This window comes from Pseudonocardia alaniniphila, assembly GCF_022524485.1.
Classification (GTDB): Bacteria; Actinomycetota; Actinomycetes; order Mycobacteriales; family Pseudonocardiaceae; genus Pseudonocardia; species Pseudonocardia alaniniphila.
In genome coordinates, this window is the sequence record NZ_JAKXMK010000037.1 from 48,615 (window position 1) to 62,827 (window position 14,213).

Annotated in this window: 14 protein-coding genes and 1 riboswitch; of the genes, 8 read left to right on the forward strand and 6 right to left on the reverse strand. The window is 67.9% G+C overall.

Going from position 1 to position 14,213, the window contains the following annotated elements:
- Nucleotides 1-13: 13 nt before the first annotated feature.
- Genes MMF94_RS34615 through MMF94_RS34625 form a run of 3 tightly spaced genes read right to left on the reverse strand, consistent with a single transcriptional unit; the run spans nt 14 to nt 3,195 of the window.
- The gene (locus tag MMF94_RS34615; protein WP_241041669.1) at nt 14-1,333 is read right to left on the reverse strand and encodes an NtaA/DmoA family FMN-dependent monooxygenase; all 1,320 of its coding nucleotides are present in this window, start codon (nt 1,331-1,333) and stop codon (nt 14-16) included.
- A gap of 16 nt (nt 1,334-1,349) precedes the next feature.
- A complete protein-coding gene (locus tag MMF94_RS34620; protein WP_241041670.1) occupies nt 1,350-1,676 on the reverse strand; it encodes a hypothetical protein in 327 nt (108 codons plus the stop codon).
- A gap of 19 nt (nt 1,677-1,695) precedes the next feature.
- Nucleotides 1,696-3,195, reverse strand: coding sequence for a sodium:solute symporter family protein (locus MMF94_RS34625; protein WP_241041671.1), 1,500 nt, complete (start codon nt 3,193-3,195; stop codon nt 1,696-1,698).
- Nucleotides 3,196-3,727: 532 nt separating this feature from the next.
- Nucleotides 3,728-3,821, forward strand: a riboswitch (SAM riboswitch).
- Between the two features lie 285 nt (nt 3,822-4,106).
- Here MMF94_RS34625 and MMF94_RS34630 point away from each other — a divergent pair.
- The 3 genes from MMF94_RS34630 (at nt 4,107) to MMF94_RS34640 (ending at nt 7,802) form a co-directional block, all read left to right on the forward strand.
- A complete protein-coding gene (locus MMF94_RS34630) occupies nt 4,107-4,931 on the forward strand; it encodes a DUF1684 domain-containing protein (RefSeq protein ID WP_241041672.1) in 825 nt (274 codons plus the stop codon).
- Nucleotides 4,928-5,479, forward strand: coding sequence for a flavin reductase family protein (locus tag MMF94_RS34635; protein ID WP_241041673.1), 552 nt, complete (start codon nt 4,928-4,930; stop codon nt 5,477-5,479). Before MMF94_RS34630 ends, MMF94_RS34635 begins: the two co-directional genes overlap by 4 nt.
- Before the next feature lie 487 nt (nt 5,480-5,966).
- Entirely contained in the window at nt 5,967-7,802 is a 1,836-nt protein-coding gene (locus tag MMF94_RS34640) for an N-acetylmuramoyl-L-alanine amidase (RefSeq protein WP_241041674.1), read from the forward strand.
- Nucleotides 7,803-7,917: 115 nt separating this feature from the next.
- Here the strand turns inward: MMF94_RS34640 and MMF94_RS34645 are convergent, their stop codons facing one another.
- From MMF94_RS34645 to MMF94_RS34655, 3 genes are all read right to left on the reverse strand, one after another.
- Entirely contained in the window at nt 7,918-8,781 is an 864-nt protein-coding gene (locus tag MMF94_RS34645) for an alpha/beta fold hydrolase (protein WP_241041675.1), read from the reverse strand.
- 503 nt (nt 8,782-9,284) lie between these two features.
- On the reverse strand, nt 9,285-9,497 hold the full coding sequence (locus MMF94_RS34650) for a hypothetical protein (protein ID WP_241041676.1): 213 nt from the start codon (nt 9,495-9,497) through the stop codon (nt 9,285-9,287).
- Between the two features lie 267 nt (nt 9,498-9,764).
- Nucleotides 9,765-10,412, reverse strand: a complete 648-nt coding sequence (locus MMF94_RS34655) for a winged helix-turn-helix transcriptional regulator (protein WP_241041677.1) — start codon at nt 10,410-10,412, stop codon at nt 9,765-9,767.
- A 92-nt stretch (nt 10,413-10,504) separates the two neighbouring features.
- On the opposite strand from MMF94_RS34655, the gene MMF94_RS34660 reads away from it, so the two are divergent.
- From MMF94_RS34660 to MMF94_RS34680, 5 genes are read left to right on the forward strand one after another with little or no spacing between them, the layout of a single operon-like run.
- Entirely contained in the window at nt 10,505-11,263 is a 759-nt protein-coding gene (locus tag MMF94_RS34660; RefSeq protein ID WP_241041678.1) for a hypothetical protein, read from the forward strand.
- 14 nt (nt 11,264-11,277) lie between these two features.
- A complete protein-coding gene (locus tag MMF94_RS34665) occupies nt 11,278-12,174 on the forward strand; it encodes an NmrA family NAD(P)-binding protein (RefSeq protein WP_241041679.1) in 897 nt (298 codons plus the stop codon).
- Nucleotides 12,174-12,887 carry a hypothetical protein gene (locus MMF94_RS34670; RefSeq protein WP_241041680.1) on the forward strand — a complete coding sequence of 238 codons (714 nt, stop codon included), beginning with the start codon at nt 12,174-12,176 and terminating at the stop codon, nt 12,885-12,887. The genes MMF94_RS34665 and MMF94_RS34670 overlap by 1 nt, the downstream gene beginning before the upstream one ends.
- 47 nt (nt 12,888-12,934) lie before the next feature.
- Entirely contained in the window at nt 12,935-13,639 is a 705-nt protein-coding gene (locus tag MMF94_RS34675; protein WP_241041681.1) for an SDR family oxidoreductase, read from the forward strand.
- A gap of 37 nt (nt 13,640-13,676) precedes the next feature.
- Nucleotides 13,677-14,198 carry a carbonic anhydrase gene (locus MMF94_RS34680; RefSeq protein WP_241041682.1) on the forward strand — a complete coding sequence of 174 codons (522 nt, stop codon included), beginning with the start codon at nt 13,677-13,679 and terminating at the stop codon, nt 14,196-14,198.
- Nucleotides 14,199-14,213: the final 15 nt, after the last annotated feature.

A 14,213-nucleotide genomic window follows, 5' to 3' on the forward strand; every position in this document is an offset into this window, starting at 1 on the left:
CCGGCGGCTGTCGTCAGTACTCCTGCAGGCTTTCGCGCAGTGTGGTGCCGGGGTAGCGCTGCCGGTACCGGCCGCGACGTTGCAGTTCGGGGACGACGAGCTCGGCGATGTCGACGAAGCAGCCGGGCACGTTCGTGGCGAGCAGCATGAAGCCGTCGCAACCGCCCTCGTCGAGATAGTGCTCCATCTCGTCGGCGACGTCGGCGGGCGTGCCGACCGCGGTCGGCGCACCCATCGCCATGCCGTAGAGCTCCGCGGCCTCCCGCACCGTGACGGGCTTGCCGTCGTTCTTCTGCAGAATCGCGTCGAACAGCCCGCGGATGCCTTGTGCGTCGACGTCAGCGACGTCGTCGTCGAGGTCGAGTGTGGAGAAGTCCACGCCGGTGTGCCCGGACATGATCGCGAGCGCGCTCTCGATCCGGATCAGTGAGCGGAACTCCTCGTATTTCTCGACCGCGCGGTCGCGGCTGCGGTCGACCACTGTCTGCAACCCGAAGATCAGCTTGAGCTGCGACGGGTCGCGGCCTGCGCGGTCGGCGCGGGCGCGGATGTCGTCGGCGTAGGCGCGCATGGTCGTGACCGTGGGGAAGACACCGAAGACCGACTCGGCGTGTCTGGCGGCGAAGTCGCGGCCCTGCTCGGAGGAGCCTGCCTGCCACAGCACGGGCCGCCGCTGTGGGGAGGGCATGACGAACGAGCGGCCCCGGGAACGAAAGTACCGGCCTTGGAAATCGACCTCGCGCACCTTCGACGGGTCGGCGAACACACCGGTCGAGCGGTCGTAGCTGATCGCGTCGTCGTCCCAGGAGTCCCACAGCTGATAGCACAGCTGCATGTACTCCTCGACGACCTCGTAGCGCTTGTCGCGCGGGGTGAGGTTCTCCAGGCCCATCGCCTGGAACTCGCTCTTCGAGTAGGACGTGACGATGTTCCAGCCGACCCGGCCGCCGGTCAGGTGGTCCAATGTGGATAGTTGGCGGACCATCTGGTAAGGCCGAATGAAGGAGGTGGACAGGGTGATGCCGATGCCGAGGTGCTTGGTGAACGCCCCGACGATCGGCACGACAGCGGCCGGGTCGTGCACCGGGAACTGCGCCGCGTACCTCACGACGGCGTCGCTGGAGCCCTGATAAGTGGTGTAGGGAGCGAGCTCGTCAGCGATGAACATCGCGTCGAAGAGCCCGCGCTCCATGATGCGGCCGAGGTCGCGCCAGTACTCGGGTCGCGCGAACGAGTAGCCGATCTTGTCCTGGGGATGCGCCCACATCGTCGAGGCGTGGTTCATCACACCGTGCTGCACGAAGCCGAGCAGGTGGGCCTTCTTCCTGGTCATGACGTCCTCCGCTCTGTCAGGAACCGTCGGTCGAGCTCAGGCGGTCGAGGAGGAACGCGACGATCACGGTGACGGACGTGCCGATCGCCAGGAACGGCAGCAGGTACCAGGTCCAGCCGGCCGTGCTGACCAGCGCCAGCAACAACGTGGAGACGACCACGCCCCCGGCCGCCTTCCAGCCGAAGTTGCGACCCTGCCGCTCGTAGTCGGGGGCGTCGGTGCCGGACGAGGCGATGCCCGCGAGGATCTCGCTGCGAATCCGCATGAACGCGCGCCCGGCGACGACCACGTACACGATCGCGGTGAGCAGGCCCGCCGCAAGTCCGATGGCGAAGATGGTCATGATCGCTCCGTTCGGTGGGTCAGGCGGTCTGGTCGGCGGCAACGGGGCGCACGGCCCCAGGCTCGGTCTCGAGCCCGCCGCCGGAGCGGTCGAGGGCGGCGTAGTCGAAGCGCTCGCGGCGCAGCAGGCTCACACCCACGGCCACGACGAGCGAGACGGCCTCCAGCGCGACGATCCCGCCGAGCTCGTGGCCGAGCTCGCGCAGCGGCAGCCCGACGGCGATGCTCAGCACGAGGCTGGAGACGAAGGCGGGGGCGGTCATCCGCGACCAGAAGATGGCCAGCGCCAGCGGGAAGATCAGCGCAGCCTTGACGAAGAAGACGAGGTTGACCAACTCGACGTAGTCGACCCCCGAGCTGACGATCACGCCTCCGACGACCCCGGCCACCAGGATCGACAGCTTCGTCCACCGGATCAGCCGCCGGTCGGGGATGTCCGGGCGGATCCGCGTGACGATGTCGACGGCGACGAGCGAGGACAGGGCGGAGAACGCTCCGTCCATCGAGGAGTAGCAGGCGTTGCAGATGATCAGCACGTACAAGGCGATGAGCACCAGGGGCAGGCCCAGGTGCGACACGACGTACGGGCCGATGCCGCCCGCGCCGTAGTCGCCGAGCGCCTCGAGCGGGACGCCCATCGACGTGCCGACGAGCCCGAGCAGGCCCAGCGTCAACGGGATCGGATAGAACCACAGGCCCGCCCACAGGAACGTCCGATTGAGGTTCGCCGGTTTCATCGCCCAGACTTTCTGCCAGAACGTCTGGTCGGCCATCGTCGAGGCGAGCAGCCCGAGTGCCAGCGAGATGCCGAAACCGGCAGCCGCGGCCGGGTCGAACACGCTCAGCCGGGTCGGGCCGGCCTCTCCGACCCTCGCGAACACGAGGTCGGCGCCGCCGGCCTTCGCCAGCACGTACAACACGACGATCGCTGCGGGAACGGTGATGAGCAAGGTGGTGACGGTGGCCGTGACAGCCGATGTCCAGAGACCGCCGAAATAGGAGTAGACCATGACGATCGCGAGCGTCACGAGCAGCACGGTCGTCGTGTTGAGACCGAACACCACGCCCATCACGAGAACGACGCCGTACAGATTGATGAAGATCTCTGCGAGCAGTCCGAGAAGCATCGCGACGAGGATGACGGTGCTCGCGGTCCGGCTCGCGAAACGGACGCGGACGAACTCGACGATCGTGTATCCGCGAGGCATTTGACGACGTAGCCGCAAGGCGAAGGGAACCATGGCGACGACCGCGAGCCCGTTCGGCACGATGAACCAGAGCAGGCCGGAGGTGCCCCAGGTGTAGGCCTGGGCCGATGACAGCATCACCGCCATCGACCAGGTCCAGACGGCGATGACCGACCCGACCCCGAAGCCGAGCCCGATCCGCCGACCTGCGATGACGAAGTCGTGCGTGCTGCGTGCCATCCGGCGCACCGCGAACGCGATGGCCAGCATGAACAGGCCCAGCCCGGCCATGAGTGCAAGGCCGAGCGCAGGCGGTACATCGGTGGAAGCCATCGCATTCCTCCAGGGATATGGCTGGGACGCGGCATCGGGGGATGACCGCCGATATGCCGGAAAGAGAAGGCGGTCGCCAAAATTCCCGAACCGGGAGTGTGGCGGATATACCGGTCAGCCCTGGCGACAGTGCCGGTCGTCGACACACAGCTGGCTCGCGGCGAGCAGGGCGAGATCCAGTCGATCAGCCGTGGTCCGAACGCAGCCATACACGTCCACCTTTGTATGTGAACGACAAGATCAGAGCAAGGCATCGGTCGCTATTGTGGTCGCGCGCGCATCTACTTCTTGGATGGTGAGAATTGTTGTGACGGCGTGACGAATCGACCGGACATTTGGTCGTCAGGCGTTTTACTTCGGCTGGACCATCCGAATAATCACGTGTGTGTCGCGGCGTAGCGACCTTCCAGACGCTGCCCGGCCAGCCGCCCGCGGGCTCATCGGGGAGACGGTCGGGCCAGGCGCCTGGTCCCCTACGTCCGGCTCGTCACATCCTTGACAGATCCATCGGGTGGTCGCCTACATTCGATGTCGTCCATCCAGAGCGGCCGAGAGATCTGGCTCGTCGAAGCCGCAGCAACCATGTGCCTCACGGCGCCGGGTGCTAACGCCAGGATCGATGGGAGATGTCGTGCGTCGATCGCACGCTCAGCGGACGGCCACCCGGTCGTCCTCGTGGTTGACCTCCACGTGGTCCAAGCGTCGGCACGTCGATCTGTGCCGCACGCAAGCCGCTCTTTGTCGCTGATCCATCCCGGCCCCTCGGCCACCCTGGTTCCCCCGCGCCGACGCGTACCGAGCGGTCCGACGTGTCGCGTGAGGGCTCTGCACAGCGGTGATCCCGGCCGGAACGGCCGAGATCCTGTCCACAGTGGATTCTCCCGACGCCGAAGTTCCTGCAAGGAGAGCGCATGAGCATCACCGATTCCCGATCGAGCAACCAGCACCTGCGGGACGAGTGGGCGAGCTGGCATGCCGAGCGCGAGGCGGATCTGTGGACCTCGCACGGCTGGCTCAGCCTCACGGGCCTGTACTGGCTCGACGTCGAACCCCGGTCGTTCGAGGGGCTGCCCGGCACCTGGCGCGCCACCGGCGACGGCGGTGTGGAGGTGTCCGCGGCCGAGGCCGATGGGCTGGTGGTCGGTGGCATGCCGGTGACGTCGACGGTGCGGCTCGAGCCGGTCGACGGCGTGCCCGGCGTGCTCGTCGAGGCCGGACCGCGCACGGTGGAGGTCGTGCGCCGCACCGACTCCTACGCGTTGCGCGTACGTGATCCCGAGGCGATCACCCGCACGGAGTTCACGGGCGTTCCCACCTTCCCGGTCGACGCACGATGGGTCGTCGACGGCAGGTTCGCGGCCTATCCGCAGCCGCGACGGATCACCGTGGGCGCCGTCGTCGACGGCTTGCAGCACTTCCCGACCGCCGTCGGGGTGGTGCATTTCAGCGTGCACGACGGTGACCACGAGCTGGTCGCGTTGCGGGGGAAAGCAGGAGGGCTGGTGCTGCATTTCCGGGACGCCACGTCGGGCGAGTCCACATACGGCGGGGGCCGCGTGCTGACGACCCTCGAACCGGATGCGGAGGGCCGGGTGCGCATCGACTTCAACCGGACCGTCAACCTGCCGTGCGCGTTCACCGCGTACGCGACCTGCCCGCTGCCTCCCGCGGAGAACCTCCTGACGGTTGCGGTCGAAGCCGGGGAGCGCGACCCCGCGCGGCCGGACGTCCGATGAGCAGCACGGTGGGGATGGCACGCGCCACGGAAACCGCGGAGGCCATGGAGCCGGCTGTCGACGCGGCCGCGATGCGCGACGTACTCGGGCATTTCGCCTCCGGCGTGGTCGTGGTGACCGCACGCGGCCCATCGGGCCCGATCGGTTTCACCTGCCAGTCCTTCACATCACTGTCACTGGATCCGCCGCTGGTGAGTTTCGCGCCGTCCCGCGCGTCGTCGACGTGGCCCCGGATCCGCGAGGTCGGCACGTTCTGCGTGAACATCCTGGCCGCCGACCAGGAACGCCACAGCGCGGGTTTCGCCCGGTCCGGTGTGGACAAGTTCGCCGGTGTGCGGTGGCGGCCCAGCCGATACGGCGCGCCGGTCCTGGAGGGGGCGTGTGCCTGGGTGCACTGCAGGCTCCACAGTGAGCACGACGGCGGCGACCACACGATCGTCCTGGGCCGTGTGCTCGAACTGGCCGCCGACCACTCCCGGACTCCACTGCTGTACCACCGCGGCGCCTACGAGCTCATCCTTCCCCGGCCGCGCGAGGAGTCTCGGTGACCGTGCGGTGTCGTAGATCCGGTTGTGCAGGTAGGTCTGAATCCTCGATATGACCGCCGCCATGTTGCGGTTGTGGCGTCGGTGATCGAACATCCCACGGTGGGGCCGACTCTGTTCGACTCTGGATATCGACGACATCGTTCAGCAATCCGCCTCCGAGCAGGCGGGGGAAACATCGATCGACTATCTGCGTCGACCGGGCCGGCCGCGCGAGTCAGTTGCCGCGCGATCGCCGTGGCGTAGATGCGAGGCGGGTGCGTACTCGTCGAGTGAGTGCTGGTCGGGCCGGCGTCGGACGCGTTCGAGGAGGCGTTCTCCGCCCCCTCGCGGCTGATTTCGGAAGACGAGTTCGGTATTCGTCGTGGAGAGAAGTTCTTCGTCAGGCGGGCGCATCGTCATTCCCTGACCTCGGAGTTCGGCTATGCAGGCTCATGCTGCGAGTTTCCGCGCGGCACTAGCGGTTGGAACTGCGTCAGCATTGCTGCCCGTGTTCCTCCTCGTCGGACCTGCGGGTGCGGCGGCTCCCGCCGTCGGGATGCCGGGTGCGCTGCAGGAGGCGTTCACTGCCGCCGCGCAGCGGTACCACGTCCCCACTGACGTGCTGCTCGCAGTGTCCTACATCGAGTCGCGCTGGGACGCGCACGCTGGACGGCCCAGCGTCTCCGGCGGATACGGGCCCATGCACCTGACGGACCTTCGCACCGCGCTCGCGCAGTCCCGCCCGGTGGCCGATGGCCGGGACGACACGGCCAGGACGCCGGATCCCTCCCGCACTGCCGCCCTGGCCGCGTCGCTGACCGGGCTGCCCGAGGACCGAATCCGTCTCGACCCCGCTGCCAACATCACGGGCGGCGCGGCGCTGCTCGCGTCCGACCAGGAAACACTGGGGCAGCCACTCACCACTGATCCCGCAGACTGGTACGGCGCCGTGGCCCGCTACTCGGGCTCAGGCACGCAGGCCGCCGCCGCGGACTTCGCGGACGAGGTGTTCGACGTGATCCGCTCCGGTGAGGTGCGTACGACGGACAGCGGGCAGCGCGTCGCACTTGCCGCGCTGCCGGCCGTCGCATCGCCTACCGCACAGGTTCGTGCGCCGGGCCTGCCCACAGGACACTCAGGACACACCGAGTGCCCGTCATCGCTGAGGTGCACGTGGATTCCAGCCCCCTACGAGCAGTACGGGCCGGAGCCGACGGACTACGGCAATCACGACCTCGCTGAGCGGCCCAAGGATTCCTCCATCGATTACATCGTCATCCACAGCACCGAAAGCACATGGGACGCCGCGATCGGGCTGGTCAAGGAACCGACCTATCTGGGCTGGCACTACACCGTGCGATCCTCGGACGGGGCCGTTGCTCAGCACCTGGCGACAAAGGACGTCGGCTGGCACGCCGGGAACTGGTACATCAACGCGAAGGCGATCGGCATCGAACACGAGGGCTTTCTCGCCGATCCCGATGCCTGGTTCACCGAGGCGATGTATCGCTCGTCGGCGCGTCTCGTGCGGTATCTGGCGCACCGTTTCCGAATCCCGATGGATCGGCAGCACATCATCGGCCACGACAATGTTCCAGGACTCACCGCGGACACCGTGGCGGGAATGCACACCGACCCGGGCCCGTACTGGGACTGGGCGCACTACTTCCGCCTGCTCGGTGTGCCGTTCCACGCGGCGGCAGGGTCCGGAGCGGGCGTGGTGACGATCGACCCGTCCTACAGCCGCAACGGGCCGGCTCTCACGGGATGCGTATCGAGGGACGAGCCGTGCACAGCGCACGGCTCGAGTGCCATGCTGCTGCACACGGCGCCGAGCGAGAGTGCGCCCCTGGTGAAGGACGCCGGACTCCACCCGGACGGACGGAGCACCTCTGACGTCAACGACACCGGCGCCCGTGTTTCCGCCGGTCAACAGTACGTGGTGGCTGGGCGCAGGGGCGGGTGGACGGCGATCTGGTACCTGGGCCGGAAGGCCTGGCTGCGCGACCCGCGCCGTCGTCGGGTGACGCTCCCTGCGCGGGCCATGGTCGCAACACCGCGGCGTGGGCAGGCGTCGATCCCCGTTTACGGCGGGGCCTTCCCGAAGGCCTCCATCTTCCCGACCGGCATTCCCGTTCCGGCCGACACGACCCTGCAGTACAGGCTGCCCGCGGGACAGAGCTACGTCGTGGGCGACAAGGTCACCGGCGAGTACTACCACTCCACGATGTACAACACAGCACAGCAGACTTGGATCAGGGGCACGACGTACTACGAGATCCAGTTCGGCCAGCGGCTCGGCTTCGTGCGGGCATCCGACGTCACCCTTCACCGATTGCGGTGACCGGATATCGGGCCGCTGCGTAGCCCGCGTAGCCGTCGTCGACGGGGCCTCGGCCGAACAACCGCCGCCACGCACGACCGGCCGCCACGGGCTCGCCCGTTGTCGAGGCGCGCCGTCAGTGGACGGATCTGGCGGCGGCGAGGATCTGGTTGGTGACCTGGACCGGATGCGAGATGAGCGTGAGGTGTGAGCCGCCGGACACCTCCAGGATGTGGGAGTGCGCTCGGTGTGCCATGAAGAGCTCCGACTGCGGCGTGATGATCTGGTCGCTCATCCCGATCACGTACCAGGACGGGATCGTCTTCCACGCCGCGGCGGCTGAGGGGGTGTCGAACGCAGCCGTGGCGGCGGGCCGCTGCGTCGCCCACAGTTCCCGCGCTGTACTTGCGGGCAGGTCGGGGGCGAAGTTGTGCAGAAAGATGTTCTCCTTCAGGTAGTACTGCACGGCGCCGGTAGGGGCTCCGGCGTAGGGACCGCTGTCGAACAGCGTGGCCGGGTTTGCGCTCAGGGCCGAGGTCTTGCCGCTGAGCTGTCCGTTCGTCTCGCCGACGTCGGGCGCGGCGGCGTCGACGTAGACCAGAGCCTTGACGTTGGGGTTGCCCGCGGCGGCGTTGGTGATAACCGCGCCGCCGTAGGAGTGGCCGACCAGAACGATCGGGCCTTTGACGGTCGACAGGAAGTCCTTGACCTCCTGGGAATCGCTCGACAGACCCCGGAGGGGATTGTCGATGGCGCGCACGACGTACCCGTCGCGCTGGAGGCGGTCGACCTCTCCACTCCAGCTGGACGCGTCGGCCCAAGCGCCGTGCACGAGCACGATGGTCGGTTTGGGGGCGGCCTTGGCCGGTGCGGCAGGGGCCGCCGGTGTGGGCGTCGCGGCCTCGGCCGAGGCGCTCGCCACAGCAGCGAGGCCCAGCGTGAGCACCGCCGAGAGTCCGGCGGTCAGGAGCGCAGAGCGCCACCTCGACGAAATGTGCATGAGTGGGACCTCTCTGAGGAAACAGGCTTAATCACCCGGCAGGAATAGTTGATCGTCCTGGGATGTCGGCGCATCCGGACGCCATGTGGATGAAACGCTACCTGTTGCTTCATCTCGCGACATCGCACGTCAGGATGCTGTAACACCTGGCATTCGGGATTGGATCTTGACACGTCTTCAACTCGCAGCGCTGGAGCATCAGCAGGGAATTTCTGCCCACCGGACTTCGAGCGGATGTGCTCGTCGCTGGTCGTAATCAACTTCGGCGGCCATTCACGAGCGATGCGAGGTCGATCCGTGCGTACTGCGGCTTCACATCCTGTCGTCCCGACAGCACGATGGGCGGTTCCCCGCGTCGGGGGAGCCGCCCATCAATGTTTCTACCCGTGGAACCGTGGATCAGACAGATGCCGCCGATCGTGGTGTGGCCGAGCCTGGTCGCTGTTCATGATCGCGTTCCAGGCGGTGACAGCAGCCGGTGAGGGCGTCGCCCCTGGCATCGGTTATGCAGCGCGGTCGGCAGGTGGGGTCGCGTGCTCTGCCGGCTGTGGCTGTGAGGTCGTGATCGCCGGATTGAGCGTGGCGGGCACGGTGCCGGTGCCGCTTCCGTACTGGTGACGGCGGTGGTCGAACGGTGGATTGAGCGTGGTGACCCTGATGACGTTTCCGCGCTCGTCGGCGCGGTGGTCGAACGATGGGTTGAGCGTGGTGGTCATGGTGCGACTCCTTCCCGGCTGAATGTCGCGGCCGTCGAGCGACGCGGCGCCCCGACTCGGGCGTGGCGCTGCCGCCTCAGGAATTCAGCGTCGCGACGAGGCCCGCTCGACGCATCACGGCCACCCACCGTCATGTACTGGTGCTGACCGAACTGCGCGGCCCCCTGCTGATGGGTATGCCCGACGCCGACCTCGCACCGGGGGAGGACCCGCGCATGCGCGCGAAGTACGCATAACGCCCGCCGAGAAGTCGGGTGCCGGTTCGGGCTACGCGGCCTGCGGGGCGAACAGGCGCGTGAAGGTGTCCAACAGCTTGCGCTGCCCGGCCAGCTCGACCAGTCCACATTTCATTGCCTGCATGAGGTTCTGGTACGAGGCCAGCTCGTCGGTCAACGGGATGGTGATGACGAGGTCGGCGTCGTCCGGGGCGGGGCCGGGGCCGGCGTCGAGCTTGCCGTCGGTGACGACGGCGTGCAGCACCATGCCGGGGGCGCGGATCTCCCAGGAAGCCGTGAGCCCGGCCGCCGCTTCCTGGTTGAACACCGCCCGCAAGGTCATGGTCACCGACTCGGGGGTGACGATCTCGCCCGGCCGGGGTTCGCCCAGCTGGGTGGCGCCCCATCGTCCGAGGGTGAGGATGGCGGGTTCGAGCTCATGGCCGGCGGCGGTCAGGGTGTAAAGGACCCCGCGCTGCGGCGCCGGCGCGACCTGGCGTTCGACGATGCCCGCCTGTTCGAGTTCCTTCAGCCGGGTGGAGAGCACGTTGGTGGGGATGCCCGGCAGGCCGTCGAGCAGATCGGTGTAGCGGCGCGGGCGCACCGTGAGATCGCGGACGATCAGCAGGGCCCAGCGCTCGCCGACCAGCTCGAGCGCTCGGGCGAGACCGCAGTACTGGCCGAACTCACGTCGCTTCACGCATTTAACGTAGCAAACTTACGTCCTTGATGTGAGCTTCGATGAGCGAAGTGCGCTTGCAATGATGAAGCTCGCTGGTTAGGGTCCATGCCATGACCGAGCAGAGCCGGCAGTGGAGCCCGACCGAGGAACCGCCGATGACAGATCTGCTCGACCTCGCACTCGCCGCGCACGGTGGGCTGGATCGCTGGCGACGACTCACGCAGCTCCGCGTGGAGTGCTCGGTCGGCGGCACCACCTGGCCCAGTGACGGTGTGCTGGCGCGCAGCGTGGCCACGGTGGACACCCGAGCCCAGCGCACGTACTTCGACCCGTTCGGCGGGCCGGGTCACCGCGCGCTGTACACGCCCGGCCATGTCGAGATCGTCGACACCGATGGCGCCGTGCTCGCGCAGCGCAACGATCCGCGGCGAGCGTTCGCCGGGCACGAACAGGCCGGTTCGTGGGACCGGTTGCACAAGGCGTACTTCGCCGGCTATGCGCTGTGGAACTACGTGAGCTTGCCGTTCCTGTTGGCCCAGAACGGTTTCCGGGCCGAGGAGATCGAGCCGTGGCCGGAGAACGGCCAGACCTGGCGGCGGCTGCGCGTCGAGTTCCCGGACCACATCACGACGCACGCCGCGGTGCAGACGTTCTACTTCGGCTCCGGGGACCACCTGCTGCGCAGGCACGACTACGACGCCGAGGTGCTCGGCGGCCAGCCCACCGCGCACTACAGCGTCGACTACCGGAACTTCGCCGGGATCACCTTCCCCACCCGCCGCTGGGTCGTGCCCCGCAATCCCGACAACACCACCCCTGATGGCCCGGTGCTCGTCTCCCTCGACATCCAGGCCATCACCCCTTCCTGATCATGGAGCCACGCATGTCCTCTTCGGACGGAAATCGGACCGTCCTCATCACGGGCGCTACCGGCGACACCGGGCGCGCCGCGGTCCGGGAGTCCCTCGCCCTCGGCCTCACCGTGCGGGCTTTGGTGCACAGCATCGACGCCCGGTCGCGGGCCCTGGCCGAGTCGGGCGCCGAGGTCGTCGTCGGTGACCTGTTGGACATCAACACCGTCCGCCCGGCCATCGAGGGCACCGACGCGGCGTACTTCGTCTACCCGATCCAGCCGGGCCTGATCCCCGCAACCGTCAACTTCGCCCAGGCCGCCAGAGAAACCGGCGGCAACGTCGTCCTCAACCTCTCGCAGCGCTCCGCGAACCGCGAATCCACCAGCGACTCCACTCGGGACACCTATGTCTCCGAGCAGGTGTTCAACTGGTCCGGCCTGGACGTCATCCATCTGCGCCCGACCATGTTCCTGGAGTGGTTCACCTACCCCTGGATGCTGCCCAACATCCAGCAGGGCCGCCTGTGGGTCGCCACCGGCAAGGGCACCTCTTCGATCGTCGGCGCCGAGGACCAGGGGCGGGCGATCGCAGCCCTGCTGGCGCACCCGGACGAGCACATCGGCACGACCATCCCGCTGTCCGGCCCGGTCGAGCTGGGTCAGGAGCAGATGGCGGCCGAGCTGTCCGAGGCCCTGGGCCGCAAGATCGTCTACGAGAGCCCGTCGGTGGAGGAGTTCGTCGCCTACCTGGTGAAGGTCGGAGTCCCCCCGTACGGCGTCCAGCACATCGGCGGCGCCCTGATCGACTATCAGAACGGGCGCATGTCGGGCGCCGACGACAACATCGAGAAGCTCACCGGCCGGCGGTCGATGACCGTGGGCGAATTCGCCCGCGCGCATGCCGACCTGCTGAACGGGGTGCGGTGATGACGGACCTGCTCGATCGCGTGTATGACGCGCACGGCCGGTTGGAACGGTGGCATCAGCTCACGCAGGTGCGGTTCACCGGCTCGGCCGGCGGAATCCTGCCATGGCCCCGTGCGGACTTCCTGGCACACACCGGCGCCACGCTCGACCCACGAAGGCAACGCGTCACGATCGAACCGTTCGGCATGCCGGATCGCCGGGGTTCCTACACCCCCGACCACGTCGAGATCCTCGATTCCGAGGGCCACGTGCTCGCCGCGCGGGACGAGCCCCGTCGCGCGTTCGACGGCCACCCGCCGGACCAACGCTGGGACGAACTGCAGGCCGCGTACTTCGCCGGGTACGCATTCTGGGGCTACCTCACCATTCCCTTCCTTCTCGACTGGGACGGCGTTCGGGTCGAGGAGATCGAGCCGTGGCCGGAGAACGGCGAGACCTGGCGACGACTGCGCGTCGAGTTCCCCGGCCACATCACCACGCACAGCTCCGTACAGACCCTCTATTTCGGCGCCGGGGACCACCTGCTGCGCAGGCACGACTACAGCCCCGACGTCCTCGGGAACCCGTTGACGGCCCACTACACCACCGACTACCGCACGTTCGACGGATTCGCCTTTCCCACCCGGCGATACGTCCTCCGCCGCGAACCCGACAACACCACCTCGGGCGGGCAGCTCATCACCCTGAACATCCACTCCGTGACCCTGACCTGACCCGGTCACGGAACCACCGGCGAAGAAGCACGCGAAAGGAACAGAGGATGACATCCCTGAAGGACGCGACCGTTCTCGTGACGGGCGCCAACGGCGGGCTCGGCGCCGAGTTCGTCACGACCGCGGTGGCGCGGGGCGCCCGCCTTGTCTACGCGGCGGCACGCGACCCCAAGGGGTGGGGCGACAACCGCGTCGTGCCGCTGCAACTGGACGTGACCGACCCCGACGCGATCGATCGGGCCCGGGAACGGGCCGGCGACACCACGATCCTGGTGAACAACGCGGCCATCTTCCCGCGCGGGGATCTGCTGACCGCCCCGCTCGACGACATCACGGCGAACATCGAGACCAACCTGATCGGTCCGATCCGGCTGACCCGCGCCTTCGCACCCGCGCTTCGCTCAGCCGAGGGCGCGCTGGTCAACGTGGGCTCCGTACTCAGTTGGTTCGCCGTCGGGAAGGCGCACAGCGTCTCCAAGGCGGCACTGTGGATGGCGACGAACGCCTTCCGGCTCGAGCTGTCGCCCGACGGGGTCCAGGTGCTCGGGGCCTACCTCGGCCCGACCGACACGCCGATGCAAGCGGGCAGCAACGCGACAGGCATGAACAAGCCGGCCGACGTCGTCGCCGCTGTCTTCGACGCACTCGAAGCCGGGCAACACGAGGTGCTCGTCGACGAGACGACCAAGCGTGTGCACGCTGCGCTCTCCCAGCCCGTCACCGCCCTGTACCCGGCTCTCGCATCGCGATAGGCGAGCAGCGCCTCTGACCTGAAGGAGCAGCATCCGCATGGGCATTGTGGACACCCTCATCGACCGCAACCGGAGGTTCGCCGAGACCCAGTTCCTCGACAGCCTCGAGATGCGGCCGAGCTTCGCCACGATCGTCATCAGCTGCCTCGACCCGCGCGTCGACCCGGCCGTCGTCCTCGGCGCGGAGCAGGGCCAGATAGCCGTGATCCGCAACGTCGGTGGGCGCATCACCCCGCACACACTGATGGAACTGGTCATGCTCCGCCACGTGGCGCAGGCCAACGGCACCGACATCGGCCCCGGTTGGGAGATCGCCGTCTTGCAGCACACACAGTGCGGCATCACCCTGATCCAGGACCAGCCGGACCTGCTCAGCCGGTACTTCCAGATCGACCAGCAGGACCTCCCCGGCGTGTCCCTCGGTGACCCGCGGGCCGCCGTCGCCCACGACGTCGCCGCGCTGCGGGCCGAAACCCGCCTCGCCGGTGTCCACGTCTCCGGCCTTGTCTACGACGTCACCACAGGGTTGGTCGAGACCGTCGTCGAGCGCGGATCGTGAACACACAGAAAGGAG

Excerpts from the sequence above, each read along its gene's own strand:
- MMF94_RS34615 (WP_241041669.1), bottom strand. The coding sequence starts at position 1,333 with ATGACCAGGAAGAAGGCCCACCTGCTCGGCTTCGTGCAGCACGGTGTG.
- MMF94_RS34620 (WP_241041670.1), bottom strand. The coding sequence starts at position 1,676 with ATGACCATCTTCGCCATCGGACTTGCGGCGGGCCTGCTCACCGCGATC.
- MMF94_RS34625 (WP_241041671.1), bottom strand. The coding sequence starts at position 3,195 with ATGGCTTCCACCGATGTACCGCCTGCGCTCGGCCTTGCACTCATGGCC.
- MMF94_RS34630 (WP_241041672.1), top strand. The coding sequence starts at position 4,107 with ATGAGCATCACCGATTCCCGATCGAGCAACCAGCACCTGCGGGACGAG.
- MMF94_RS34635 (WP_241041673.1), top strand. The coding sequence starts at position 4,928 with ATGAGCAGCACGGTGGGGATGGCACGCGCCACGGAAACCGCGGAGGCC.
- MMF94_RS34645 (WP_241041675.1), bottom strand. The coding sequence starts at position 8,781 with ATGCACATTTCGTCGAGGTGGCGCTCTGCGCTCCTGACCGCCGGACTC.
- MMF94_RS34650 (WP_241041676.1), bottom strand. The coding sequence starts at position 9,497 with ATGACCACCACGCTCAACCCATCGTTCGACCACCGCGCCGACGAGCGC.
- MMF94_RS34660 (WP_241041678.1), top strand. The coding sequence starts at position 10,505 with ATGACCGAGCAGAGCCGGCAGTGGAGCCCGACCGAGGAACCGCCGATG.
- MMF94_RS34665 (WP_241041679.1), top strand. The coding sequence starts at position 11,278 with ATGTCCTCTTCGGACGGAAATCGGACCGTCCTCATCACGGGCGCTACC.
- MMF94_RS34670 (WP_241041680.1), top strand. The coding sequence starts at position 12,174 with ATGACGGACCTGCTCGATCGCGTGTATGACGCGCACGGCCGGTTGGAA.
- MMF94_RS34675 (WP_241041681.1), top strand. The coding sequence starts at position 12,935 with ATGACATCCCTGAAGGACGCGACCGTTCTCGTGACGGGCGCCAACGGC.
- MMF94_RS34680 (WP_241041682.1), top strand. The coding sequence starts at position 13,677 with ATGGGCATTGTGGACACCCTCATCGACCGCAACCGGAGGTTCGCCGAG.